The organism is Marinitoga aeolica, from assembly GCF_029910535.1.
GTDB lineage: Bacteria > Thermotogota > Thermotogae > Petrotogales > Petrotogaceae > Marinitoga > Marinitoga aeolica.
In genome coordinates this window covers 1424508-1450819 of sequence record NZ_CP069362.1, presented here as the reverse complement: position 1 = coordinate 1450819, position 26312 = coordinate 1424508, and the positions used below count along the sequence as shown (strand labels likewise).

Genomic DNA, 26312 nt, shown 5'->3' with positions numbered 1-26312 from the left:
GTTCAAATGAGTATTTTAACAAAAATTTTTGACAAGAATAAAAGAATTCTGAACAGATACAAAAAAATCGTTGAAAAAATAAATGCTTTAGAAGAACAAATCGAAAAATTAAGCGACGAACAGCTGAAATTAAAAACAGACGAATTTAAAAAAAGACTCAAAGATGGTGAAACATTAGATGATATTCTGGTTGAAGCATTTGCAGTAGTACGAGAAACAGCAAAAAGAGTTTTAAAAATGAGACATTTTGATGTTCAATTAATGGGTGGACTTGCATTACATGAAGGTAATGTTGCTGAAATGAAAACAGGTGAAGGTAAAACATTAGTTGCAACATTACCAGTATACCTAAATGCTTTAACTGGAAAAGGTGTTCATTTAGCTACGCATAATGATTACCTTGCAAAAAGGGATGCCCAATGGATGGGACCAATATATGAATTTTTAGGATTATCCGTTGGATTTATTCAAGCTGGTATGGAAAATGAGGAAAGAAAAAGAGCTTATCAATGCGATGTTACCTATGGAACAGCTAATGAATTTGGATTTGATTATTTGAGAGATAACCTTGTTTATGACTTAAATGACAAGGTACAAAGAGGGCATCACTATGCAATAGTTGACGAGGCTGATAGTATTTTAATTGATGAAGCTAGAACTCCTTTAATTATTTCTGGTCCATCTGATACACCTTCGCATCTATACACCAAATTTGCATCAATAGCTAGAAAATTAAGAAGAGATGAAGATTTTACATTAGATGAAAAAAGTAAAGCTGTAATCCTCACTGATGATGGAATATCCAGATTGGAAAAAATGTTAGGCATAGAAAACTTATATGATCCTAAAAACATTCACTTTTTATTCCACACATTAAATGCTTTAAAAGCTTTACATTACTTTAAACGAGATAAAGATTATATAATTCAGGATGGCGAGGTTATTATAGTTGATGAATTCACCGGAAGATTAATGCACGGAAGAAGGTATAGCGAAGGGTTACATCAGGCAATTGAAGCAAAAGAAGGTGTAAAAGTTAAAGAAGAGTCATTAACCTATGCTACAATTACATTTCAAAATTACTTTAGAATGTATGAAAAATTAGCAGGTATGACTGGTACAGCAAAAACTGAAGAAGATGAATTCAAACAAATATATAATTGTGAAGTTGTAGTTATTCCAACAAATAAACCTGTTATTAGAAAAGATAAAAATGATTTAATATATAAAACCCAAAAAGAAAAATGGAACGCTGTTATCAATGAAATAAAAGAAAGATTCAAGAAAGGGCAACCTATGTTGGTTGGTACAACTTCTATTGAAACGAGTGAATTATTGAGTCATATGCTAAAAAAAGAAAACATTCCACATAATGTGTTAAATGCTAAATATCATGAAAAAGAAGCTGAAATAATAGCTCAAGCTGGACAAAAAGGCATGATAACAATAGCTACAAACATGGCAGGTAGAGGTACAGATATCAAATTAGGTGAAGGCGTTGTTGAATTAGGTGGCCTATATGTTATTGGTACTGAAAGACATGAAAGTAGAAGAATCGATAATCAATTAATAGGACGTTCGGGAAGGCAAGGTGATCCTGGAGAATCACGATTTTTCCTTTCATTCGAAGATGACCTATTAAGATTATTTGGCGGAGATAAATTAAAAAATATAATGAATACTTTAAAAATTGAAGACGGGCAACCTATAGAACATGGGATATTGAGCAAAATAATAAGAGATGCTCAAAAAAGAGTTGAAGGAATTCATTTCTCTATAAGGAAAAGATTATTTGAACTTGATTCAATTATGGATTATCAAAGAGCTTCTATATATTCTCATAGAGATTGGATTCTTGGCCGGGATGATTATGATGAACACTTGAAAGAAATATTTGAAGACGTTGTAGATAGATTAGTAGAATCTTCAATTAATGAAGAGGAGTTAGTGGACAAAGAAGACCTATCAAAAAAATTATTAGCTTTTGGTGTCGTTGAAAAAATTGATTATGCTAATATTGAAGAATGCAAAGATAAGGTATTTAAAATATTATGGGATAAATATCATTCTAAAAAGGACGAATTTGGAGAAGAATTTCAGAAAATTGCTAAATTTATAATGTTAAGAATAATTGATGAAAGATGGAGAAAACACCTTGAAGCTATTGAACATCTAAAGGAAGCTGTTAGTTTAAGGGCCTATGGGCAAAAAGATCCTGCTATGGAATTTAAAAAAGAATCTTATATTTTGTTTGAAGAATTAATAAATACAATTTATGATGATACAGTATCTTATTTATTGAGAATTATAAAAGTTGATACTTCAAAAGAAGAAGAAGAAACAAAGAAAAAAATTAATCAATTAAATTTTGTTCATAATGACGGCAGTGTTATTAATAGGGCTGAAAAAAGGAAAGAAAAGAAAAAAACACATAAAAGAATTAGAGTAAAGAGGTGAAACAATGCTTGATTACGAAGTTAAAGTCAAAATAGAAGAATTGCATGAAAAATTCAAAAATTTACAAAAACTATTTAATATAGAAAAAACAAATGATAGAATAAATGAACTTGAAAATGAAATGACAAACCCTGATTTCTGGAATGATCAAAAAAGGGCTGAAAAGATTTCAAGAGAATTGCAGCATTTAAAAAATGAAAGGGAAGAATTTAATAATCTTCAAAGATTATTTGAGGACCTTGAAGTTGCAATGGAATTTGGTGAAGAAGATCCTACAATGGATGATCAAGCACTTGAAATACTACAAGAAATAGAAAAAAAAGTTAAAGAATTTGAATTAGCCATGCTATTATCTGGGAAATATGATTCAAACAATGTATTCTTAACAATACACCCAGGTGCTGGCGGAACTGAATCTCATGATTGGGCCGATATGTTGTTAAGAATGTATACCAGATGGGCTGAAAAAAATTCATACAAAATAGATATAATAGACTATTTACCAGGTGATGAAGCTGGCATAAAAAGCGTAACTATAAAAATAAATGGTTCTTTTGCTTACGGAAAATTAAAGTATGAATCAGGAGTTCATAGACTTGTAAGAGTTTCTCCTTTTGATGCCGCTAACAGAAGACATACATCATTTGCTTCTGTTTCAGTAACTCCGGAATTAGATGAAGACATTGAAATAGAAATCAGACCAGATGATCTAAAAATAGATACATTCAGGGCAGGGGGAGCTGGTGGCCAGCATGTTAACAAAACGGATTCAGCTGTAAGAATTACACATTTACCGACAGGTATAGTTGTTGCATGTCAAAATGAAAGATCACAACACCAAAATAAAGCTACTGCAATGCAAATCTTAAAAGCACGATTATTTGAACTCGAAATGAGAAAAAAAATGGAAGAAAAGCTTAAGCTTATGGGTGATATGAAAGATATATCGTGGGGAAATCAAATAAGATCATATGTGTTATATCCTTATAAAATGGTAAAAGATCATAGAACAAATTATGAAACTTCAAATGCCGATGCTGTTTTAGATGGAGAATTAGACGGATTTATAGAAGCAGAACTACTATATTTTGCTAAATTAAATAAAGAAGAATAAAAACAGTTGGGGGGATGGGATGAAAAAAGTTTTTAGCAAACTTTCTTTTTTGGCTTTTGAATATATATTTATAGTGATTTTTTATAAATTTTATCTCAAAATTAAATTAAATAATATCACTTATTTATATTTGATGCTTTTTATTCTTCCATTTTATACATATTTAAAATTTCAAGAAATAATAAGCATAACTATAGAAAAAAGAACATTTCAACGATTGTTAAATTTTCTTAATTTGATTTCAGCTGCCCTTGTAGTATATGTTATAAATTATTATCTAATAGGCATTTCTCAATATTATTCTAAGAAAATTTCATATTTCCTTATAATTTCAAAACTAATAGATTATACATGGAATCTTATAAAAAGCCCTACACACAAGAAAATAAAAGATACTTATGAAATTGAAAAAAGAATGAAAACAGAAAATTGGAAAAATTTTTCAATATAAAATCAATAAGTAAAAAATACCCTGATATACTTAGGGATTTAGATTGTTGACAAAGTATTTTCTAAAAAAATAATATGAGCGAATACTTGAAAATTCCCAAACTTTCGCTTCGCGAAATTTTAAATATTATAAACTAAAATAATTGCTCTATTTCAAACCTATATTAATTATTATATTTTTTTAATATAAAAACCTTTATTTATTTTTAATGCTTCGTATTAAAAATATGTCCATGAGCATTTTTGAGGTTTTAGAATTTTCCGTATGAGTGAATATTATTTTTGAAAATACTTTGTATTTGTTTTTGATTTTGTCTACAAACTGAATCCCCTGAGTTAATCTCAGGGGATTTTTTTAAAAGCTATATTCTACACCTAATTTTATATTATAATAAAATTCATTTTCATTTGATGGTTTAAATAGCTTCATGTCATAATTATCTGTTTCGGCAGTATCAACTAATTCCAATTTATTTTTTGTATATCTTAAATTCAATCCATTATATATTTTTAATCCATAAAACATATAATCAACATTAAGATTGAAATCATACTTGTTTTCAAGTATATCATCGTCTAAGAAATGTGTCCCTTGCCCACCTTCACTCCACACTGCATATTCACCCCATGGGTTTGCTGGAGATTTACTTCCAGATATAACATATTCAAGTGAGCCATTAATATTAATGCCTTTTATATTGTTAATATATGTTCCCATAAAAGCTAAATTATTTTCTCCATTATAATATCCTATATAATTTTCTTCAGGCAATATTACTTTTTCCCCATCATAATTATAGGTTACATCTGGGTAATATGTGTATCCATAATATAGATTAGAGCCGTTTCCAGAAGGTTGAAATGTATATTTTGTTGCCCCAGCATTATACAATCCAAATTTTCCATATTCTGTTTGGATATTTCCACCAAAACTCCATGCAATTTTATCTGGGTTTTGATATGAATCTGGAGCAAATATTCTATTTGTATTTATATCATCAACAAGTATTTGACCATATAAATACTTGTTTTCATCTGTATAATCCAGAGAAAATCCCATTATAGAATTTGCATTATACCCATGAGTCCATGGTTTTCCATAAGAAATATTAACATATTGAACAAAAAAATTTGGTATTATATTTACAAAATATTCAATATCAAAAGATGTATTTACATATACTGCAGATTCTTCATATGCAAATCTAAAATTTCCAAATTTTATACCATAAGCTTTCAAATTAGCTCCTCTATCAGGATAGCCAAAAGCTGATTCTCTATTTAATTCAATATAACGAGTTTCATAGAAAAAATTATCATCCTCATAACTGAAATCAAGTATAACTGCGGGTAACCCTTTTGATGATATAAATAATGAATAAGGTGTGTTTACAATATCATAATGTTGTAATCTGCCAAATGAAAATTTATACCTATCAAAATCTAATATTATTCCACCATTTTTCATATAAAAATAAAATCCTTTATAATATGTATCTCCCATAGATGATTTATACTTACCATCATTATATGCATTAAGTTCTCCTAAAAATGTAAATCCCTCATAATTATGATAAACTTTAAATGTAATTCCCTGATATGTTTTTACATTATTTATATTGTCATCTATTTTTAGAGAAAAACCAAAACCATATGTAATTAAAGAAATTATAGTTATTGATATAATTAAAAATATTTTTTTCATCTCAAACCCCCACCTCTTGAACTCTTTTTTCCAATTTTTTCAATTCTATTAAATCATCATTTGGTAATTTTCTATTCACCAGATAAAATAAATTGGAGATCAATCTATGTAGTGTCATATCATTTATCCTATTTCCTTTTTTGACTAAATTCCATTTTGGAGATATTTTATACACCTTATCAAAAACATCTGGATATTCAAAATTCCCTTCAAAAGCTATATCAAAAACTATAGAATTTTTTGAAATATATTTTGTTGGAATTCTAAACTTTTCTGAAGGCACTGCAGAAATTATAATATCCGATATGGATACAAACTTTAAAATATCATCATAATCTGTATACTTTTGGCATACTCTAACACTTGCATTTTCATTTAGCATCATTAAAGCCAATGAACGTCCTACCGCTAATGAATCATTGATAACTACAACCTTTTTTCCCTCTAATTTAAATGGATTTTCTTTTAAATCATCGGGATACTTTCCATAACTTTTATAATAATTTTCATATACAAGATAATTTCTTTTTAAAACGTATAATATCCCTTTTGCAGTTGGTGGAATAATTAATTTTCTTAAACTTTCTTTATCGCTATAAAATTCATGTTGAACCAAATACCCCATATATTCATGGTTTAACCCTTCAACATCTTTTTCTGTAGATATAAGATTCATAAAGTATGTATCTTTTATATTATATGGTGTAGGGTACATAATGATAATGCCATTAGTGCCATTATCGTTGTTATAATAATTTATTTTTTCTTCTAACTCATCTTTACTCTCGCATTTCTCTAAAATAGAATTAACATTATATTTTTTACATATGTTTTTTATTCCCTTTGCATAAGAAATACTTCCTGGATCGTCTGATGTTAAAATACAAACCAGTTGTGGTTTAATATTATTTTTTTTATATAATTCTATATTTTTCTCAAAAATAGGTTTATCAAAATTTTCTATTAAAAATTTAATATCAAATAGTTTTTCTTTATTTAACTCCAACACCCCCTAAAATATCATCAATCAGTTATCTTTATCTTCTTCTATGATATCATTTTCAGAATCAAGCATTATAAAATCTTCATTTTCATCAATATCAATATCTTCCATAATCTTTTTCCATTCTTCTTCTACTTTTTCTAACTCTTCATCATCTTCTACAGCATCAAGGAATAATTCACCATTATTTTCATTAACCTTAAAAGCTACAGTATCTCCTAAAACAATATCTTCGCTATCTTCTTCTTTAAATGCTTCATAACATATCCAATATTTTTCCCCATCAATTTTTAACTCTTCAATAAACATAAAGTTATATTCATTTCCATCCTCACCAGTAATTGTAAAAAATTCTAATCTTTCCATAATTTACCCTCCTTATACGATAATAATCGTATTTAATATTATATTTTTAATTTTAAAGTATAAATATGAAATTATGGTGTCTAAAAAGTATAAATATGATATAATATAAAAAGATGTAAGGGGGTCATAGCTTTGAATTTATTGGAAATGCGAATTAAGGGTTTTAAAAGTTTTGCAAAAAATACAACATTAAATTTAAATTCCAATATTGTCAGTATAGTCGGACCAAATGGGTCTGGAAAATCTAATATTGTTGATGCTATTAGATGGTTACTGGGGGAACAGTCTTCAAAACAAATTAGAATATCAGAAAAAGCTGATGTCATCTTTAGTGGATCAGAAAAATTTCCACCTGCCAAGAAAGCTGAAGTTTTTTTAAAGATAAAAGACGATAATGGAAAAATTAGAACTATAGGAAAAATACTAACTGCTGATGGAAAAATACAATATAAAATTGATAATAGGAATGCTCGTTTAAAAGATATTTTTGAAGTTATTGGTGGTGCCGGCGTAGGTAAATCATTTTATTCAATAATTTCTCAGGACCAGGTAAGAGAACTTGTCTCCGCTTCCTCTGACCAATTAAGAGTAATTATAGAAGATGCTGCTGGTATCAAAACCTACCTTAATAAAAAAGAAATTGCTTTAAAAATGTTAAATCAAACAAAAGAAAACTTAGAAAGATTAAACGACGTATTGTATGAAGTTGAAAAAAGAGTCCGTTCTCTTTCAAATAGAGCTTCAAGGGCTAAAAAATATGTTGAATATAACGAAGAATTAAAATCCATTGGAATTAAATATTTTGGCGCAAAAAATCTTGATATAGACAAAAAAATAAAGGGAATTGAAAATTCTATTAAAGAAAATAAAGAACAAATTAAAATTTATCTTTCTGAAAGTTTTGAAGTAGAGAGATTATATAAAGAGTTAAAAAAAGAAATTGAAGAAAAAGAAGAGCAACTTTCTGTATACGGTGAAAAAATCGAAAACTTCAGACAGCGATTAAAGTCTTACGAAGAAATGAAATCTCACCTTGAGAAAGAAATAAATGAATTAAATTCAAAAATCGTTGAAAAAGACTGGGAAAAGAAAAAATTTGAAGAAGATTTTCAAAAAAATGAAAAAAGGTATGAAGAAGTTAGAGATTTACTCAGCAAATATAATAATGAAATTGAAAAATATATAGAAGAAATAAAAAATGTAGAAGATGAAAAAAAGAAAATTGAAAATTCTATTTCAGAAGAGATGAATAAATTAACTGAATTAAAGGAAAATATCAAAAAAGCAAACCATTATTTAAAAGATTTAGAAAATAAAAAGAATAAATTAATTAATGAATTAGCAGATAAAGAAGAAAGATTAAAGTTTTTACATACTGAAAAATCAAATCTTGAAAAGCGCATAAAATCTTTAGAAGATGAATTAAGAAAAATTGAAACAGAATTAGATTCTATGAATAAAAAAGAAGAAGAACTAAAAAGCCAGATATATGAAAAAAAGAATTTCGTCGAAGATTTACATTCACAATTAACCAATACTTATAATTATCTACAAAAATTAAAGCACGAAAAAGATTTAACTGAAAGAAAAATTCAAAATCTTTCTGTACAAATTACAGAATATGAAGGATTTTCATTTGCGATAAAGAAACTTTTTGAAGCATTTCATAAAGAGGAAAACTTGATTGATGTTGTTTTAAATTTAATTGAAGTTCCAGAAGAATTAGAAACTGCAGTAACGATGGTTGCAGGATATAGATTACAAAATGTTGTTGTAAAAAACTCAAGTCATATATCTTCATATATAAATTATTTAAAAGCAGAAAAAGCTGGTAGAGTTACATTTCTGCCACTTGATTTGATATCTTCTAGAATTAGAAGATATAAAGAATTGGAAAACGAACCTGGTTTTTATGGTTATATCGTCGACCTTATAAAATACAATAAAGAATACGAAAAAGCTATTCATTACGTTTTTAGCAATTCTATAGTGGTTGATAATTTACACACAGCTTTGAACATTAAAAACAGATATAAAAACTTGTCTTTAACTATCTCAACTACAGATGGTGAAATTATTAATACTTCCGGCGCCATTACTGGGGGTATATCAAAAGGAAATAACTCTACCTTATTACTTACAAGAAAAAGAGAATTGAAAGAATTAAAAGATGAATTAAAAGAACTAAATCTTGAAATTAATGAATATGAAGAAAATTTAAAAAAAATAGAATATGAATATAAAAAGAATTCTTTAGATTTAAGAAAACTTGAAGAAAAATTAAATGAAATAAAATATAATAGATTAAATGGTGCAAATTCATATAAAGAATTCAAAAATAATTATGATTCATCCAGGAAAAGATATAATGAAATTATTAGCAGAATAGATTCATACAAAGAACGCGAATATGATATAAATATTGAACTAAAAAATATAGATATTGAAATCGAAAAAAATAATGAACAAATTATATTATTAGAAAAAAATATTGCAAATATAGAAAAAAATAACGAATCTATCCATGAAGAATTACGTTTAAAAATAGCAAAATTAAACGAATTAAATCTTTATAAAAATTCTATCAATGAAAAAATCAGTAATTATAGAGATGAATATTCAAAAATTAAAAATAACCTTAGCACAATAAAAAATACAATAGAATCAATTAATAATTTACTAAAAGAATTAAAAGAAGAGATAAACAAAAAAAAGATGGATCTTAATGAATATGAAAAAGAAATAAAATCAATGAACACAGAAATAGAAGATGCATTCAAAATGATGAAAATGAGTAGAGAAGGGAAATCAGAAAAATTTGATGAATTAGAAAAATTTGAATTAAAAAAGAATGAATTAAAAGATAAAATTGATGAATTAAAAAATTTGTCTCATGAATTGGATTTAGAAATTCAAAATTTAAAACATGAAAAAGAATTTTTAAAAGAAAAAGCAAAAAATATAGGCATAAACTCTGAAGAGTTTATTTACGAAGAATTATCAGAAGCAGAAATTCTGGCTTTGGAAAGAAGAATAGAAGATATTAAAAAGGCTTTAAAACATATTGGAAGCGTAGACCTCGGAGTTCTGGATGAATATGAAATGGTAAAAAAAGAATTAGATGACAGACATAAACAAAAAGAGGATATTTTACAATCAATAAAGACATTAAAAGAGGGTATTGAAAAGATAGATAAAGAGGCTGAAGAAAAATATTTAAATACTTTTAATCTGGTGAATCAAAAATTTGGTGAATTTATAAAAGAACTTTTTGTTGGCGGAGATGGCATTTTAAAAATGGTAGGCGACGGAAAAGCTTTTGAAAAAGGTGTTGAAATTTCCGTTAAAAAACCTGGACGAAATTTTCAAAAACTACAACTTTTCTCTGGAGGAGAAAAAGCTTTAATAACTTCTGCATTTTTATTTGCTCTAATGAATGTAAATCCCAGTCCTTTTTATTTATTGGATGAAATCGATGCACCGCTTGATGATATTAATGCTGGTAAATTAGCAAAATTAATAAAAAAACACGCTGATAAAACGCAATTTCTAATTATTACACATAACAAATTAATGATGGAAATCGCAGAAATTTTTCATGGAATCACAATGAGACATGGAGTTTCACAGGTTGTTCCTGTTGACTTTAAGTTTATAGAAAGTTTAGATGACTAATTCAAAGCGCCTTTATGGCGCTTTTTTCTTTTCTTTAAATAAAAAGAAAATTTTCTTTTTAACAAGAAATTACAATTGATTAAATAAGATTATACTCGATTATTATTTATAGTTTAAATATTCCTTTATGTTGTGTTACTTGTAATACGAAAAAAATAAGCATATAATATATTCATAACAAATTAATATTCGTTATATAAAAAACTTTTTTAAGTTTTTGATTTTATTTTAGAAGGAGGGAAATCATGATTACTTTTAGCTATGATTATATTAAACCTAAAACGCTCAATGAAGCTTTAGACGCGCTCAACGAAGAAGACTCTTATCCTATTCTTGGTGGAACTGATTTGATTGTAAAAATGCGTGCAGGTAGAATCAAACCAAAATTGATTGTCGATTTAAAAGGTATTGATGAACTATTTCATGTTGATTTTTCAAAAGAAAGCGGTTTAACATTTGGCGCTGGTTTAAAATTAAATGTTCTAATCGAGGAATTTGATTATGTTAAAAAATATTATCCCACACTTTATCAAGGAATTCATGTAGTTGGCGGTTATCAAACAAGAAACAGAGGCACTGTTGTTGGAAATTTATGTAATGCTTCACCTGCTTCAGATACTGCTCCAGCTTTATTAACTTACAATGCGGAATTAAACTTAATATCCAAAAACGGTGAAAGAACAGTAAAAATTACAGAATTCTTTACAGGACCGGGAAAAACAGTTCTTGAGAAAGGAGAAATTGTAAAATCTGTTCATATTCCTTTTGAAGGTGAAAGCATAGGAAGATATTATAAAGTTTCAAGAATCAAAGCTGTAGACCTTTCAACAATAGGAATGGCTTTAACTATTATTGATCCGGAAGGAAAAAGGGAGATCAGAGTAGCTCTGGCCTCTGTAGCTCCTACACCTGTAAGAATTTTTAAAGCTGAAGAGTTTATAAAAGATAAAGAATTAACAATGAAAAATGTTGAAGAATTTGCTCAAATTATTCACGATAGCGTTAATCCTATTACTGATGCACGAGGAACTGCTGAATACAGAAAGAGAATGGCAAAAATATTACCTATTAAATTACTTAGAGAATTAAAAATGATAAAGGAGGGATTATAATGAAAATTACATTTACAGTAAATAATGAAAATGTAGAAGTTGAGGTAAAAAACAATGAAACCCTCCTTGATGTGTTAAGAGAAAAATTATATTTAACAGGTGCAAAAGAAGGATGTGGCAACGGCGAATGTGGTGCCTGTACAGTTATATACAATGGAAGACCTGTAAATTCTTGTTTAGTACTTGCACCAGAAGCTGATGGCGCAGTTATTGAAACTGTTGAAGGTTTAACTAAAGACAACAAATTACATCCTATTCAAGAAGCGTTTATCGAAGCAAATGCATTCCAATGTGGATATTGTACTCCTGGTTTTATTATGTCAACTAAGGCTATGCTAGAGAAAGTTCCAAATCCAACCAAAGAAGTTATCGTTGAAAGATTAGCAGGAAATTTATGTAGATGTACAGGTTATACCGTAATTCTTGATGCAGTAAAAATAGCTGCCCAGAAAATGGGAGGTGCAGAATAATGAAATATGAATATAAATCACCTATAAAATTTGAGTATGTTGGCAAACCGATGAATAGAGTTGATGGATTTGAAAAAGTTACCGGAAATGCAAAATATGTTACTGATATGTTCTTTCCAAATATGCTTTATGCCGCAGTAAAAAGAAGTCCTATTCCACATGGAATTATCAAAAAAATAGATACTTCTAAAGCTGAAGCTTTACATGGAGTAAGAGCTATTGTTACTGGAAAAGATGTTCCTTATAGACAGGGCATATATCTCGTAGATAGACCTATAATTACTTCTGACAGAGTTAGGTATGTTGGTGAACCTGTAGCTGCTGTTGCTGCAGATACATTAGAGATTGCAAGACGAGCAGTAGAGTTAATTGAAGTTGAATATGAAGAATTACCAACCATTCAAGACCCTAAAGAATCAATGAAGGGAGAAGTATTAATACATCCTGATTTAGCTAATTATGAAAGATTACCAATCTACAATATTGAACCAGAAAAAAATGTTTTCCATCATCATAAAACAAGAAAAGGTGATGTTAGCAAAGGGTTTGAAGAAGCTGATGTTATTGTAGAAGGAGATTATTCATTACCTCAAATGTATCATGCTCCACTTGAACCACATGCTGCAATATCCTTCTGGGATTATAATGAAAAATTAACTGTATGGTCCAGCGCTCAATCACCTTTTACATTAAGAAATTTAATTGCATATGCATTTAAAATACCAAGACATAAGGTTAGGGTTATAGCTCCATATGTAGGTGGCGGTTTTGGTGGGAAAGCCGGTATAAATATGGAAGGCATTGTTATAGCTTTATCCGAAAAATTAAAAGGAAGACATATAAAACTCGTTTATACAAGAGAAGAAGACATTTCTACAGTTGTTAGACAGGGCATGACTGCTCATATAAAAACAGGTGTAAAAAAGGATGGAACAATAACTGCAATGGAAGCTACTTTAATTTTTGATGGCGGTGCTTATGCGGAGTATGGAACAAATGTTGTTAGAGCAGCTGGTTACACATTACCTGGTCCATATTATGTTCCAAACTTAAAAACAGACTCTTATGGTGTATATACAAACCATTTCTTAGGTGGTGCATTTAGAGGATTTGGACATGGTGAACTACATTGGGCTACAGAAAGAAACCTTGATGAAGTTGCACAAACTCTTGGAATAGATCCTTTAGAATTAAGACTTAAAAATGTATTAAAACCAGGTTTAACAAATTCAATGGGACAAACAATACATCATGACACTGGAGATGTTGAAGCATGTTTAAAAAAGGCTGCTGAATTAATTGAATATCATAAAAAACCAGAAAAACCATCAGATCCAAGAAAAGTAAGAGGTAAAGGTATCGCAGGTCTTGTAAAAGCTCCAGCAATGCCTACAAATGCAGCATCTGCTGTAATTATAAAATTCCATGAAGATGCTACAGTTACTCTACAGGCAAGTATTCAAGAAATTGGTCAAGGCTTTAACACTGCTGTTACTCAAATGGCTGCTGATGCTTTACATATTTCACCAGATAAAATTCATTTTGTAATGCCTGTAGATACTGATGTTAATCCATATGAATGGCAAACCGTTGCTTCAAGAGCATTATGGACAGTAGGAAATGCATTATACAGAGCTGCTGAAGATGCTTTAAATCAAATTAAAAATATTGCTTCACAGGTATTAGGCGTTGCGCCACATAATTTAGAGGTAGAAGATGATAGAGTATATGTAAAATATAGGCCAGAAAAATATTTATTATTAAAAGATGTTGTTATGGGTTATACATATCCAGATGGTCATGCAATTGGTGGCCCTGTAATAGGTAGAGGCAGCTTCACTCCAGAAATGCTTACAAATCTTGACCTTGAAACCGGACAGGGAAATGCTGCAGCAGAATGGACGTTTGGTGCTCAAGCTGCTGAAGTTGAAATAGATCTTGATACTGGAGAATTAAAAATGTTGCAGTTAGTTGGAGTTTTTGATGCTGGTACAATTATTAATCCTATTACTGCAGGAGGACAGGTAGTTGGGGGAATGATTCAAGGCATGGGACCTGCATTATTTGAAGGTGTTAAATACAATGATAAAGGTTATCCTCTAACTATATCATTTACTGATTATAAAATACCCACAATAGCAGATATTCCTGATGAAATAAAATATGACTTTGTTCAAACTTTTGAAGAATCATCACCATTTGGGGCAAAAGGTGTTGGTGAGCATCCTATGATTTCTGTTCCACCTGCTATTGCTTCTGCTATTTATGATGCTCTTGGGGTAAATGTAAATGAATTGCCTTTATCTCCAGATAAAATATTAAATGCTTTAGATAAAAAGAAAAATAATAGTTAAAATAAACGTCTATCCAAATCTTTTTTAGGAGGGGAGAAACATGAGTGAAAGCGAATATTTGAACATCGTTCCACAGGAAGATAGAAGTGAGGGTATGGGTGTTGGGGGGTTAATATTATTAGGGTTACAACATACCTTCACGATGTTTGGTGCAACTGTATTGGTACCTTATTTGACAGGAATACCAGTTAATGTTGCGTTATTTACTGCTGGACTTGGAACATTATTATTCCACTGGATTACAAAATGGAAAGTACCTGTATTTCTGGGCTCAAGTTTTGCATATATTGCACCTATCGTTGCTGTTGCTATGCATTATATGAATCAAGCAGGACTTGGATATAAAAACATTCAGGATGCTGTAGCTGCTGGTGTTGATTTAAAACCATATCTTGCATATGCTACAGGTGGTATATTTTTGGCAGGTTTAGTTAAATTTGGTTTTGGTGCTTTGATCAAATGGATAGGCATTAGGAGATTTGAAAAGTTATTCCCACCAGTAATATCAGGAACTATGATTATATTAATTGGTTTGATACTAAGTCCAGTAGCAATAAACATGGCAAGTGGAAATTGGTGGATAGCAATGGTATCTCTTGGTACAGCAATTATAGTTAGACTATATACAAGGGGATTTAGCAGATTAATACCTGTAATATGGGGAATCATAGTAGGATATATTGTTGCAGCAATAACAGGAAATGTACATTTTGCAGAAGTAGGAACAGCTAGCTGGGTAGGAATACCAGAAATGTATTTACCAAAGTTCTCATGGTATGCTGCAGCAGCAATAGTACCAGTTGCTATTGCACCATCAGTAGAACACTTTGGTGATGTATTTGCAATCTCAGCAGTAGTAGGAAAGAAATTCTATGAAGATCCTGGAATGCACAGGACATTAATGGGTGATGGGCTTGCAACATCATTAGGTGGATTCTTTGGTGGCCCTGCAAACACGACCTATAGTGAAAACACTGGGGTATTAGCATTTACAAAAGCATTCAATCCATGGATAATGAGAATAGCAGCATTCTTTGCAATCTTATTAGCAATGGTGCCAAAAGTTGGAGCATTAGTAAGATCAATACCAGTGCCAGTAATGGGTGGAATAGAAATATTATTATTCGGTATGATAGCAAGTATTGGTGCAAAAACATTGATAAACAACCAGGTTAAAGTTGAAGGAAGAAACTTAGTAACAATGTCATTGATGTTAGTTACAGGTTTAGGTGGAGCAGTTTTCCAAGCTGGTAACTTTGCTTTAGAAGGCTTAGGTCTTGCTGCTATTGTTGGTATTGTTGTAAATGGTATTCTTGTTTTAACTGGGGCTTCTGATGAATAACAAGGTGAAAAATGGTCGAAGTTTCTAAGCTGATTTTTTTGAAAAAAAAGCATACTGCTAAAGAATTTTTTAAAACCAATCATACAAAATATTTCCTATTTAACGATGAAGATATTTTTACTTTGACGACTTATGATAATAGGGTTGGGGCACTAGGAATGTCCGCCCCTCCCCATTTTTTAAATTTTTCAACATTGAAGATTGCAAATAATAGTTTAATTTTTGATAATACATATTTAGTTGAAAATCCTATTTTATACGACCCAAAAATTTCAACTATTACTTTTTATGAACCAATAAAAAATATATATGTAAAATTAAAACCACTCGTTGATAAGAGAATATTAAATAAAATAGATTCTCAACTTAAATCTTATAATTTCACAGATTTAATAGGGTTTGGACCAGGATTAACTCCATTATTTGATGATATTTTATCTGGCATATTATTGATTAATTCCATTACCAAAAAAATAGATACTGAAAGTATTCTAAATATAGCAAAGAAAAAAACAAATAAATTGTCTTATTTTCAAATGTTTTATGCTGCTAAAGGATATGCACCTAAACCGGTAAAACAGTATTTAGAATCAAAAAATATACAATCATTATTAAAAATGGGAGCTACTTCTGGTTTAGGTTGGATGTGGGGAATTTCATTTTTCTTTGATTTGGAGGGATAAACGTGGTTTACAAAATGATTAAACCAAATTCATATTATGATTCAGTTACGCTTATGCTTATTACAGAGGATATCAAAAAACGAGATGATGTGGAAGAAGCATTAGTTGGAATGGGAACGGATACAAATAAAGAATTTTTGAAAGAATTAAACATGATGGATGAAGAACTGGAAAAGACTACACCTAATGACTTATTAATAGTCATCAAAGGTGAAAATATTGATATGAATGAAATTGAAAAGGAAGTTGAAAAATTATTAAAAGCTGAAACTGAGGAAGAAGAGGGAGAAAAGTTTTATCCTTCCCTTGAAAGTGCTGTAAAAAGATTAGATGGCGCAAATATGGCAGTAATATCAATAGCAGGAGAATATGCTGGTTTCGAAACAAGAAAAGCTTTAGATTACGGTTTAAATGTAATGCTTTTTAGTGACAATGTTCCTTTAGAAACAGAAATCGAATTAAAAAAATATGCTTTAGAAAAAGGGTTACTTGTCATGGGACCTGATTGTGGTACAGCAATAATCAATGGTGTTCCTATGGCATTTTCAAATGTAGTAAAAAGAGGAAAAATTGGTATTGTTGCAGCTTCAGGTACTGGAGCTCAAGAAGTTTCTTCAATTATTTCAAATCTCGGTTGTGGAATTTCACAATTAATAGGTACTGGTGGTAGAGATGTGAAAAAAGATGTTGGGGGATTAATGTTTTTAGAAGGTATTAAAAGACTTATTGAAGATGAAGAAACAGAAATAATTGTATTAGTATCAAAACCGCCTTATCCAGATGTTGTTAAAAAGTCTGTTGAATTATTAAAAAATACAGATAAAAAACATGTTGTTCATTTTGTAAATGGAGTAGTAGAAGATCCTACTATAACAGTTGGATATACTTTAGAAGATGCTGCTATAAAAGCTGCCCTATTATGTCAGGAAAAACCTATAGACAAAAATGAATACACTTATTTCGATTTCTTAGAATCATTTGATTTCGATAAAAAAGTAAAAGAAGAAGCTTCAAAAATTAAAGAAGGCAAATACATAAGAGGTTTATACTCTGGAGGAACGCTTGCTGATGAGACTATGGTTTTATTGAGTAAAGAAATAGGTCCTATTTATTCACCAAAGCCATTAAATCCAGATTATTTACTTGAAAATATAAATGAAAGTAAAGAACATACTGTAGTTGATATGGGTGAAGATGAATTCACTGTTGGAAGACCTCATCCAATGATTGATTTTACTATGAGAAAATCCAGATTAATAAAAGAATATTTAGATAAAGAGACAGCTATTATAATGGTTGATGTTGTTTTAGGTTGGGGGTCTCATATGGATCCAGCAGGTGAAATTGCAGAAGCAGTTAAAACTGCCAGAGAAACTTCAGATAGGTATAGATGTGTTATTGCTAATATCTGTGGAACATATGAAGATCCACAAAAATATTATGAACAAAAGAAAAAGCTGGAAGATGTTGGTGTTATAGTCTTCCCAAGCAATGCAAGCGCAGTAAAATTTGCAGTTAATGTTTGGAAGGAGTTGGGAAGATGAGTTTATTCAAAGAAGAATTAAAAATAGTTAATATCGGTTTAAAATCATTTTATGAAGATTTAAAAAAGCAAGGTGCTAATGTTGTTCATGTTGATTGGAAACCTCCTCTTGGAGGGTCAAAAGCTTTAAAAATATTAAATGACTTTAACAAATTAACTATCGATGTTGAAAAAGCTAATAAAGAAGCAGTTGAAAGAATTATGAACTCTCAACCAACTCTTGTTGGTATGGGAATCGCCAGAGATGTTGTACCAGGAATGAAAGATAACATGGTTTTACATGCTGGACCACCAATTACTTGGGATAGAATGTGCGGACCATTAAAAGGGGCAGTTATTGGTGGATTAATATACGAAGGAAAAGCTAAAGATGAGAAAGAAGCTATTGAATTAATAGAATCTGGTGAAATCGAATTTGATCCATGGCATCATCATGATGGTGTTGGACCAATGGCAGGTGTAGCTACTCCTTCAATGCCTGTATTTATTATAGAAAACAAAACATATGGTATAAAAGCATATTGTACAATGAATGAAGGTTTGGGTAAAGTTTTAAGATATGGAGCAAATGGACCTGATGTAATTAAAAAATTAAAATGGATGGAAGAAACATTATATCCTGTTTTAAAAGAAGCTATTGAATTAAAAGGTGAAATTAATTTGAAAAATCTAATTGCTCAAGCTGTACAAATGGGTGATGAATGTCATAACAGAAATAGAGCAGCAACATCATTATTCATAAGAGAAATAGCTCCTGCTATTTTGGATACAAATTTCTCAAATAAAGAAAAGAAAGAAGTAATTGAATTTATTAATTCTAATGACCATTTCTTCTTGAATTTATCAATGCCAGCTGCTAAATCAGCTACATTAGCTGCTGAAGGCATTAAAGGAAGTACAATAGTTACAGTAATGGCTAGAAATGGAACAGATTTTGGAATTAGATTAGCTGGATTGCCAGGACAATGGTTTGTTGGGCCAGCTCAAGAAGTTGAAGGTTTATACTTCCCAGGATTCACAAAGGAAGATGCAAACCCAGATATTGGTGACAGTACTATAACAGAAACTGGTGGTTTTGGCGGTTTTGCAATGGCTGGAGCACCTGCAATAGTTAAATTTGTTGGTGGAACAGTACAAGAAGCTATTGAAACGACATTAAAAATGTATGAAATAACAGATGCAGAAAATAATACATATAAAATACCATTCTTAAACTTTAGAGGAACACCTACAGGATTAAATGTTAAAAAAGTTGTAGAAAAAGGTATATTACCAAGAATTAACACAGGTATTGCCCATAAAGAACCAGGTATAGGTCAGGTTGGAGCAGGTTTAACCTATCCACCTATGAACATATTTATAGATGCATTAGAAGCATTTGTAAAAGAATATTTGGATTAAGGGGGGAACATCATGGCAGGTATTAAAGTGTATGATTTAACTCAAAAGATAGGTATTACAACACCACCTTGGCCAGGTTATGAGCCAATGAAATTGTGGTATTTCAAAAGGATGATGCTTCAAAAAGTTAACGGCCAAATAGTTCAAACAAGTATGCATAATGGTACACATTTAGACGGCCAAAGACATTTCATGACAGGTGGAAGAGATATTGCATCATTACCATTAGATGGTTACTTATTCCACGAAGGGGTAATTTTAGATATTTCTAAAGAAGTTGGCGATTTTGATATTTATACACCTGAAACATTATTAAAAGTTGCTAAAGAAAATAATCTTGAAATTAAAAAAGGTGATATTTTAATTATCAACACCGGTTATCACAAATATGCATGGGATCAACCAGAAGCTAATGAAAATAAATATTATTATTTCCATCCTGGACCAGATCAAAGATTTGCTGATTGGTTAAAAGAAATGGAGATTAAATGGATTGGTGTTGATTGTGGTTCTGCAGATCACCCAATGAATACAATATTAAGAGAATATAGGCCAGAATTTGCTGCAATGGCAGATAAACATTTTAGAGAAAAATATGGAAAACCTCTTGATGAATATTTCGATGATAAAACATATCAATTAATGCATATTGATTTATTCCCACACTTAATTCTTCATGCAGAAAATCTTGGAGGAGATATCGATAAAGTATTAAATAGAAGAATGTATATTGGTATATTCCCATGGAGATTGGTTGATGGTGAATCAAGTATAGCGCGTGTTGCTGCATTTGAAATTGAAGAATAATTTTAAAAGTGATATTATTGACTATAAAAATATACACTAAAAATATGGAGGGGAAAATTTATGTGGAAAGAAATACCAGAAAAAGTATCTCAAGAACAAATTACATTTGATGTTAGAGAATTAGAACCTATTTTATCAGGTCCATCATTAAAATTACCACCTTATGAACCAGAAATGGCAAAATTAAAGGATGGAAGTTATTTATATATTAGACCTTTAGAAAAAGATGAAGTCCCTAAATTATTACCTTTTGTAAAAAAATTATTAGATGTTGACCATGATTTCTATGATATAGTTGGTGTAAGAGTATATGGTGAATTATTAGGATGGTACAGAAATAGATTAAAAGATCCATATTTTATGATTGGTACAATAAATGGAAAATTAGCAGGATTTGCAAATGCAAGAGTTATGAATAATGGTATTCATATCAGTCTTCACTCAATGGCATTTGTTAGAGGTTTAAGAGTTGGAGCTATTATGTATTATGCAAAAGCAAAATATGCCTTTGAAAAATTAGGAGCTAAAGAATGGTGGGCAACATATGAAAGTTATAATGGATTTAAGAGATGGGGATTAGGTATGGCACAACCATCATATCCATGGCCAGATGTACAACATGAGCTCGGTGGTGCAAAAGTTTATTACGTAACCAAAGAATATTGGGATCTTTCAATTAAAGATTACTTAAAACAATTAGTAAAAACTGAACTTGAACCAGCAAGTGCTGAAGTAGCTGAAGCAAATAAAGAGTTAATTATTCCAGACAGTCCCGTTGTTTAAATAGAATGGGCAGGTCATAATGGCCTGCCCTATTTTTGTATTTGTGGTTTTATTAATATTAAGGTTAATATTATTCCTACTATACCAAATATCCATAAACTATTTAAAATAAAAGGAATGTTATTTCCAAAAAAGAATGAATATATTGTGATCAGTACATTTCCCATAGCTCTTGTAAAGCCCATTAAAGCACCAGAAGCAAAACTTTTATTATCAGGCAATAATTGTTGTGCATAATGAACGTTTACTGACATAGTTAAAAACATAAAAGCATCTGCTAAAATATATGAAATTGACAATATCCATATATTTGTAGAAGTCGCGAATAAAAATACCAAAATTGAAAAGGCTGAAAAATACAACATGTTGACAAATCTTACACTAGTTTTTTCTTCTAATTTTGCTCCAAGAAGATTTGAAAATGTACCCGCTAAAAATCCTAATGTTACCAATAATCCACCCACTGTTAAATCATAGCCTAACATTCTTGATTTTATTGGGACATATGACCTAAACATAATACTGATAAAAGCCCTATGTATTGTTAAAAACCAAATTGGTGCAATATATTTAAATCCTTTAAAACTCTCAAAAAAACGACTTTTTTTATTTTTCGGTTTAAGATGTTTATGTGTTTTGAAATAATTATACGCAAAATAAAATAAAATTGTATATAATAATATTCCTATCAATCCAATATATGTTGCATTTTTTAGATTATAATGACTCACAAAATAGGTTATAAATACAGGGCCAAGCGCATACCCAAATGTACCTCCAACCATAAATACTGCAAGTGTCGTACTTTTTTCTTTACCTATTGTTCCACTAATACCTGCACCTAAAGGTTCTTGAGCAGCACTTCCCATATAGCCTATCAAAAATATTACAAATAATAACCATATGCTTTTTACATATCCTAAAAATAATATTGGCACCATGGTTATTATTACTGATAGATATAAAAATTTAAGTTTTTTATTTGACTTATCTGCAATATAACCAAAAAAAATCTGACTAAAAGAAGAGATTAGCGTTAAAATCGATGCCATCATAACAAATATTTTCGGTTCATTCACATTAAAATATTCCATAAAAAATGGAATTAATGGCTTAAAATATGATTTAAAAAAACTTGTAAAAAAATTAGTAAAGGTTATGTATAATGCTAATGGTTCCATTTATCCCTCCAGTAAATCTTTTTTATTTTTTTTACATACATTTATAATATTTTCTATAGATTCGCTACATTCAAAAGGCAATTTATCTATTCCGCCTCTTTCTATTTCACGTGACTTTATAAATTCCAATCTTCTTTTCATTGAATTAACAAAATTATTTATATATTCTTTATTTTCCATATCCGGAAGATATCCTTCTATCTCCATTATTTCAATATTGTTTGCCCATTCTTTAAATTCCGCTTTGCCTTCTACAACTGATTCAATTACAGATAATGTAATCTCTTTAGTTATTTTTTTATCTATAAAATGACCTGTATTTAATATATAACATTCAACACCTTTTTCGAATAATTTCTTAAAGCTATAATAATCATCTGATAACGGATATGTCCTAAATGGATTTGCATATGGTTCAAATACCAATGCATTTGGATCCACACCTTCTGCTAATTTTTCCGCCGATGTCCTTTTTGTAGCTAATGTTGCACCAAGTGTAGATGCTAAAATTGGATCATTTATTTTTAATATTGGCGGTAATACAGGATCCTTCATCAACCAGAATATAGCATTTATTGGCTCTTCAATTTTATAAACCCTATTTGGTGACCATAATTTTGACTTTAAAGCTCTCCCGTTGCCATTTCTAATATCTTCCGTTACCGAAATAACCCTACCTTCTTCATCAAGCGTAGCTCCACAATTCTGTATTGTCAATAAGTATTTATTATCTTCTGAATTTACTGGATAATCTGCTGTTTTATCAAAATATGATGGCTCTAATGATATTGTAGACCCATCTGCCATAGAGATAATAAATGCATCGTCATGCAATACTGTTATATCATATTTACCATTATGTTTTGCATGAGTTAATGTGGATTTGCCTGAACCTGATAAACCAAAAAATGCAGCTACATAACTTTCATTATCTTTTAAAGTATATTTTTTTAACCCGCCATGACAGGAAGCATATCCATTCCTATTTGCAGTTCCCCATCCTAATGTTAATGTACCCTTTTTAAATTCTCCAAAATACCTCATCCCGAGTATTGCAGCACAATTGTGTTGCGGATCAAAAAATGATAATCCTAATGGGAAATCTGGATGTTTCCAATCAGGATCCGAAAATATATAAATATCTCCTTCATTTAATATTCTTGATTTTTCATATATTCTTACAAAATCAACAGTAAATGGTTGGAAGTTTAATAACCAATTATATAAAATATTTTCATGTCCTTCTGGAATCAACAAATGATTTTTTACTATAAAATCTTCATGCAGCCCTGTAAATGATATAGCATGATACATTTTTTTGTATCTGGTATTATATACTGCTTCTCTAATGATTTCAGCATACTTATTCTCATCAACACCAGGTTCTCCAACGATTCTCCTTCCAGCTGCATATCTTCCAGTAACTGCTCCATCATTAAATATCAATATCTTTGTCCCTTCGTCTAAGGCTAATAGTTCAGGCTTATAAACATTTATATCCGTAACTATTGTTCCCGGTGAATTTTTAGCAAGTTTATAAGCCTCCTTAGGCGAATCTACCTTTATTACATTATTTCGGTAGAAAGCAGTTTCAATAGTTGTTCTGATTCTTGAAAAAATAGGATTTGTATAGGTTATCTCATCTTTTGTGAAGAAACTCTTGGTTGCCAATTTTCATACCCCCTGTGAAAAATTTATCAAAATAAAATAAACCCAGAATAAAATCCGGGTTTATGTTATTTGATTTAAATTCTTTCCTAATTTTTTCATTATTTTTTTATACCATTTTTTATATTCCATAATAATTCCTTCATCTGAATTTTTTAAATATTCTTCTATTATTTTTTCTAAATTAATGTTTTTAAAATCTTTTTTTAGCCTCTCTTTTAATTCATAAATTGTTTCTATTCCATATATTAGAATTAAGCTTTTTATTAATTTTTCTTCCTTACTCTTTTCATCCTCATCTAAAACTTTTTTATTAAATACTTCATAACTCTTTTGTATTTCATTATATATACTTTCCAATTTTTCTTCTTTTGTTAAAATAAAATCTTCTTCTGTTTCTTCACCCTCTAACATATTTTTTATTTCTTCTTCTATTTCGTCTATTATTTCCCATAATGTTTCATTTTCATCATTTTCTTCATCTTCTTCCATAAATATTTCTATATCCACATCATCATTTTCAACATCTTTTTGTTTTCTCATTTCAGCTATAAAATTAGTAAATGCTTTAAGAGCTTCATCTGAATTACTTAAAGACATACTATTATTTAAATTATTAACATTATATAATTGAAATATATTATCTTCAATATTTTTTAATTCATTATAGTTCACAACTTTAATTCTTTCGGATACGTGTTTTAAAAATGCCTCCTGGTTTATTATTTCTGGTAAAACATTTAATCTAAACTTATTAAATTCATTTATAAGGTTTTTATAAAACCTTTTTATTTCTGTCATTGTAGTTTTTATATTTACATCAAATATGCTTTGATAATCATATCTTGAAAAAATAAAATGATGTTCATAATATCTTCCTGCTTTATTTATATATACTGCTGAAAAATCCACACTTTCATTAATAGTATAAACCATTAATTCCTGACTGATAATGTTTTCTGTTAACATCAAAGAATCTGTAGAAAGAAAAGAAAAAATACTTTTCATTCTATTATTGAAATATTTATTTAATCTGAATATAGTCAAAAGTGTTGGGATATATTCCAGCTCTACATCAATAGAATCAGCTAATTCAACACTGAATTCATTCGGTTTCCATATAAAGTCTCCTGTTTTCGCTTTTATTTCAAATATATATTTTTCTTCAACATCTTCATCTATTGAATCAGCAAACCAGAATTTTTTTATTACCCGTGGACTTAACTCAAAGTACGAGCCATCAATACCTTTTAATAAGGCCATATTTTACCTCCATTAATTATAGGAATATAACTTTAAATATATTCCTAAAAATAAAAACTCTATCAACGCTAAACTTAATCCTACATAAGGGAAGTCCCAACTGATAACACCTATTATACCAAATAAAAATGAAAATATATATGTAATCAATGCTGTTTTCTTAACAGATATATTATATCTTTTTTTTATTTTATCATAAATATGGTCTCTATCTCCTGAAAAAGGTGAACGATTGTTTAAAATTCTTCTTAAGAAACTGAAAAATAAATCTGTATAAAATAAGGCTGAAACTATAACAGATATAGCAAATCCTCCGAATCCATGATTAGATGTCATTATTGTTGTCAGATAAAATATTGTATACCCTAAAAAATACGAACCTGCATCGCCTAAAAAAATCTTTGCTGGATAAAAATTAAAAAATAAGAATCCTATGATTGCCATAACAATATATATAAAGGTATAATGTTTTGAAATTATACTTAAAAACAAAATTATAAAAAGAGCATTTCCTCCACAAATTCCATCCATACCATCTATCATATTAACAGCATTTATTAGAGCAACACCAAGAATTATTAAAATTAAAAAATAAACTATTCCCAGTGACGAATAAAATGGAATAAGAGTTATTAATATTACAAAAAATTCAAATATCAATCTTAATTTTGGCGATATATCTTTTATATCGTCCAATAATCCTAAAAACATCATAAGAGAACTAAAAAAAACAAATTTTAAATCATTAATAAAAAAAATACTTGACAAATATATTGCTACTCCTCCAAGATACGGTGTGGCCTTTTCATGTATTTTTAGTTCTTCATCAGGTTTATCTACTACTCCAATTTTTTTTGCTATTGGAATCATAATATATGTCACTATAGTTGATAAAACAAGCACTACTATATATGGAATATATTTCATAATTCACC

At 29.5% G+C, this 26312-nt stretch carries 20 protein-coding genes; 13 read left to right on the top strand and 7 right to left on the bottom strand.

The window, feature by feature from the left end:
- Positions 1–6 precede the first annotated feature (6 nt).
- The 3 genes from secA to JRV97_RS06755 are packed head-to-tail and all read left to right on the top strand — an operon-like array spanning position 7 to position 4022.
- Positions 7–2457 carry a preprotein translocase subunit SecA gene (gene secA, locus JRV97_RS06765; protein WP_280997423.1) on the top strand — a complete coding sequence of 817 codons (2451 nt, stop codon included), beginning with the start codon at positions 7–9 and terminating at the stop codon, positions 2455–2457.
- 4 nt (positions 2458–2461) lie between these two features.
- The gene (gene prfB, locus JRV97_RS06760) at positions 2462–3571 is read left to right on the top strand and encodes a peptide chain release factor 2 (protein WP_280997421.1); all 1110 of its coding nucleotides are present in this window, start codon (positions 2462–2464) and stop codon (positions 3569–3571) included.
- 19 nt (positions 3572–3590) lie between these two features.
- A complete protein-coding gene (locus tag JRV97_RS06755) occupies positions 3591–4022 on the top strand; it encodes a hypothetical protein (protein ID WP_280997419.1) in 432 nt (143 codons plus the stop codon).
- Between the two features lie 354 nt (positions 4023–4376).
- On the opposite strand, the gene JRV97_RS06750 is transcribed toward JRV97_RS06755, so the two are convergent.
- Genes JRV97_RS06750 through JRV97_RS06740 form a run of 3 tightly spaced genes read right to left on the bottom strand, consistent with a single transcriptional unit; the run spans position 4377 to position 7095 of the window.
- A complete protein-coding gene (locus JRV97_RS06750) occupies positions 4377–5726 on the bottom strand; it encodes a hypothetical protein (RefSeq protein WP_280997417.1) in 1350 nt (449 codons plus the stop codon).
- 1 nt (position 5727) lies between these two features.
- On the bottom strand, positions 5728–6732 hold the full coding sequence (locus JRV97_RS06745; RefSeq protein WP_280997415.1) for a bifunctional 5,10-methylenetetrahydrofolate dehydrogenase/5,10-methenyltetrahydrofolate cyclohydrolase: 1005 nt from the start codon (positions 6730–6732) through the stop codon (positions 5728–5730).
- Positions 6733–6753: 21 nt separating this feature from the next.
- Positions 6754–7095, bottom strand: coding sequence for a DUF1292 domain-containing protein (locus JRV97_RS06740; RefSeq protein ID WP_280997413.1), 342 nt, complete (start codon positions 7093–7095; stop codon positions 6754–6756).
- A gap of 132 nt (positions 7096–7227) precedes the next feature.
- Here JRV97_RS06740 and smc point away from each other — a divergent pair, with 132 nt between their 5' ends.
- The 10 genes from smc to JRV97_RS06690 all read left to right on the top strand — a co-directional run bounded on the left by smc (position 7228) and on the right by JRV97_RS06690 (position 21265).
- Entirely contained in the window at positions 7228–10770 is a 3543-nt protein-coding gene (gene smc, locus JRV97_RS06735) for a chromosome segregation protein SMC (protein ID WP_280997411.1), read from the top strand.
- Between the two features lie 245 nt (positions 10771–11015).
- Positions 11016–11882, top strand: a complete 867-nt coding sequence (locus JRV97_RS06730) for an FAD binding domain-containing protein (protein ID WP_280997409.1) — start codon at positions 11016–11018, stop codon at positions 11880–11882.
- A complete protein-coding gene (locus tag JRV97_RS06725) occupies positions 11882–12352 on the top strand; it encodes a (2Fe-2S)-binding protein (RefSeq protein ID WP_280997407.1) in 471 nt (156 codons plus the stop codon). The genes JRV97_RS06730 and JRV97_RS06725 overlap by 1 nt, the downstream gene beginning before the upstream one ends.
- Positions 12352–14706 carry a xanthine dehydrogenase family protein molybdopterin-binding subunit gene (locus JRV97_RS06720; protein ID WP_280997405.1) on the top strand — a complete coding sequence of 785 codons (2355 nt, stop codon included), beginning with the start codon at positions 12352–12354 and terminating at the stop codon, positions 14704–14706. Before JRV97_RS06725 ends, JRV97_RS06720 begins: the two co-directional genes overlap by 1 nt.
- 40 nt (positions 14707–14746) lie before the next feature.
- Positions 14747–16048, top strand: coding sequence for a uracil-xanthine permease family protein (locus JRV97_RS06715; protein WP_280997403.1), 1302 nt, complete (start codon positions 14747–14749; stop codon positions 16046–16048).
- A gap of 38 nt (positions 16049–16086) precedes the next feature.
- A complete protein-coding gene (locus JRV97_RS06710) occupies positions 16087–16731 on the top strand; it encodes an oxamate carbamoyltransferase subunit AllH family protein (RefSeq protein ID WP_280997402.1) in 645 nt (214 codons plus the stop codon).
- A 2-nt stretch (positions 16732–16733) separates the two neighbouring features.
- Positions 16734–18275, top strand: coding sequence for an acyl-CoA synthetase FdrA (gene fdrA / locus JRV97_RS06705; RefSeq protein WP_280997400.1), 1542 nt, complete (start codon positions 16734–16736; stop codon positions 18273–18275).
- Complete coding sequence (locus JRV97_RS06700) at positions 18272–19675, top strand: YlbE family protein (RefSeq protein WP_280997398.1); 1404 nt, start codon at positions 18272–18274, stop codon at positions 19673–19675. The genes fdrA and JRV97_RS06700 overlap by 4 nt, the downstream gene beginning before the upstream one ends.
- A 12-nt stretch (positions 19676–19687) precedes the next feature.
- A complete protein-coding gene (locus tag JRV97_RS06695) occupies positions 19688–20482 on the top strand; it encodes a cyclase family protein (protein ID WP_280997395.1) in 795 nt (264 codons plus the stop codon).
- A gap of 60 nt (positions 20483–20542) precedes the next feature.
- Positions 20543–21265, top strand: a complete 723-nt coding sequence (locus tag JRV97_RS06690) for an N-acetyltransferase (RefSeq protein WP_280997393.1) — start codon at positions 20543–20545, stop codon at positions 21263–21265.
- Positions 21266–21294: 29 nt separating this feature from the next.
- Here the strand turns inward: JRV97_RS06690 and JRV97_RS06685 are convergent, their stop codons facing one another.
- The 4 genes from JRV97_RS06685 to JRV97_RS06670 are packed head-to-tail and all read right to left on the bottom strand — an operon-like array spanning position 21295 to position 26304.
- Positions 21295–22446, bottom strand: coding sequence for an MFS transporter (locus JRV97_RS06685; RefSeq protein WP_280997391.1), 1152 nt, complete (start codon positions 22444–22446; stop codon positions 21295–21297).
- Positions 22447–24117, bottom strand: a complete 1671-nt coding sequence (locus JRV97_RS06680) for a phosphoenolpyruvate carboxykinase (ATP) (RefSeq protein ID WP_280997389.1) — start codon at positions 24115–24117, stop codon at positions 22447–22449.
- A gap of 60 nt (positions 24118–24177) precedes the next feature.
- Positions 24178–25377, bottom strand: a complete 1200-nt coding sequence (locus tag JRV97_RS06675) for a hypothetical protein (RefSeq protein ID WP_280997387.1) — start codon at positions 25375–25377, stop codon at positions 24178–24180.
- Between the two features lie 12 nt (positions 25378–25389).
- A complete protein-coding gene (locus JRV97_RS06670) occupies positions 25390–26304 on the bottom strand; it encodes a glycosyltransferase family 4 protein (protein WP_280997385.1) in 915 nt (304 codons plus the stop codon).
- Positions 26305–26312: the final 8 nt, after the last annotated feature.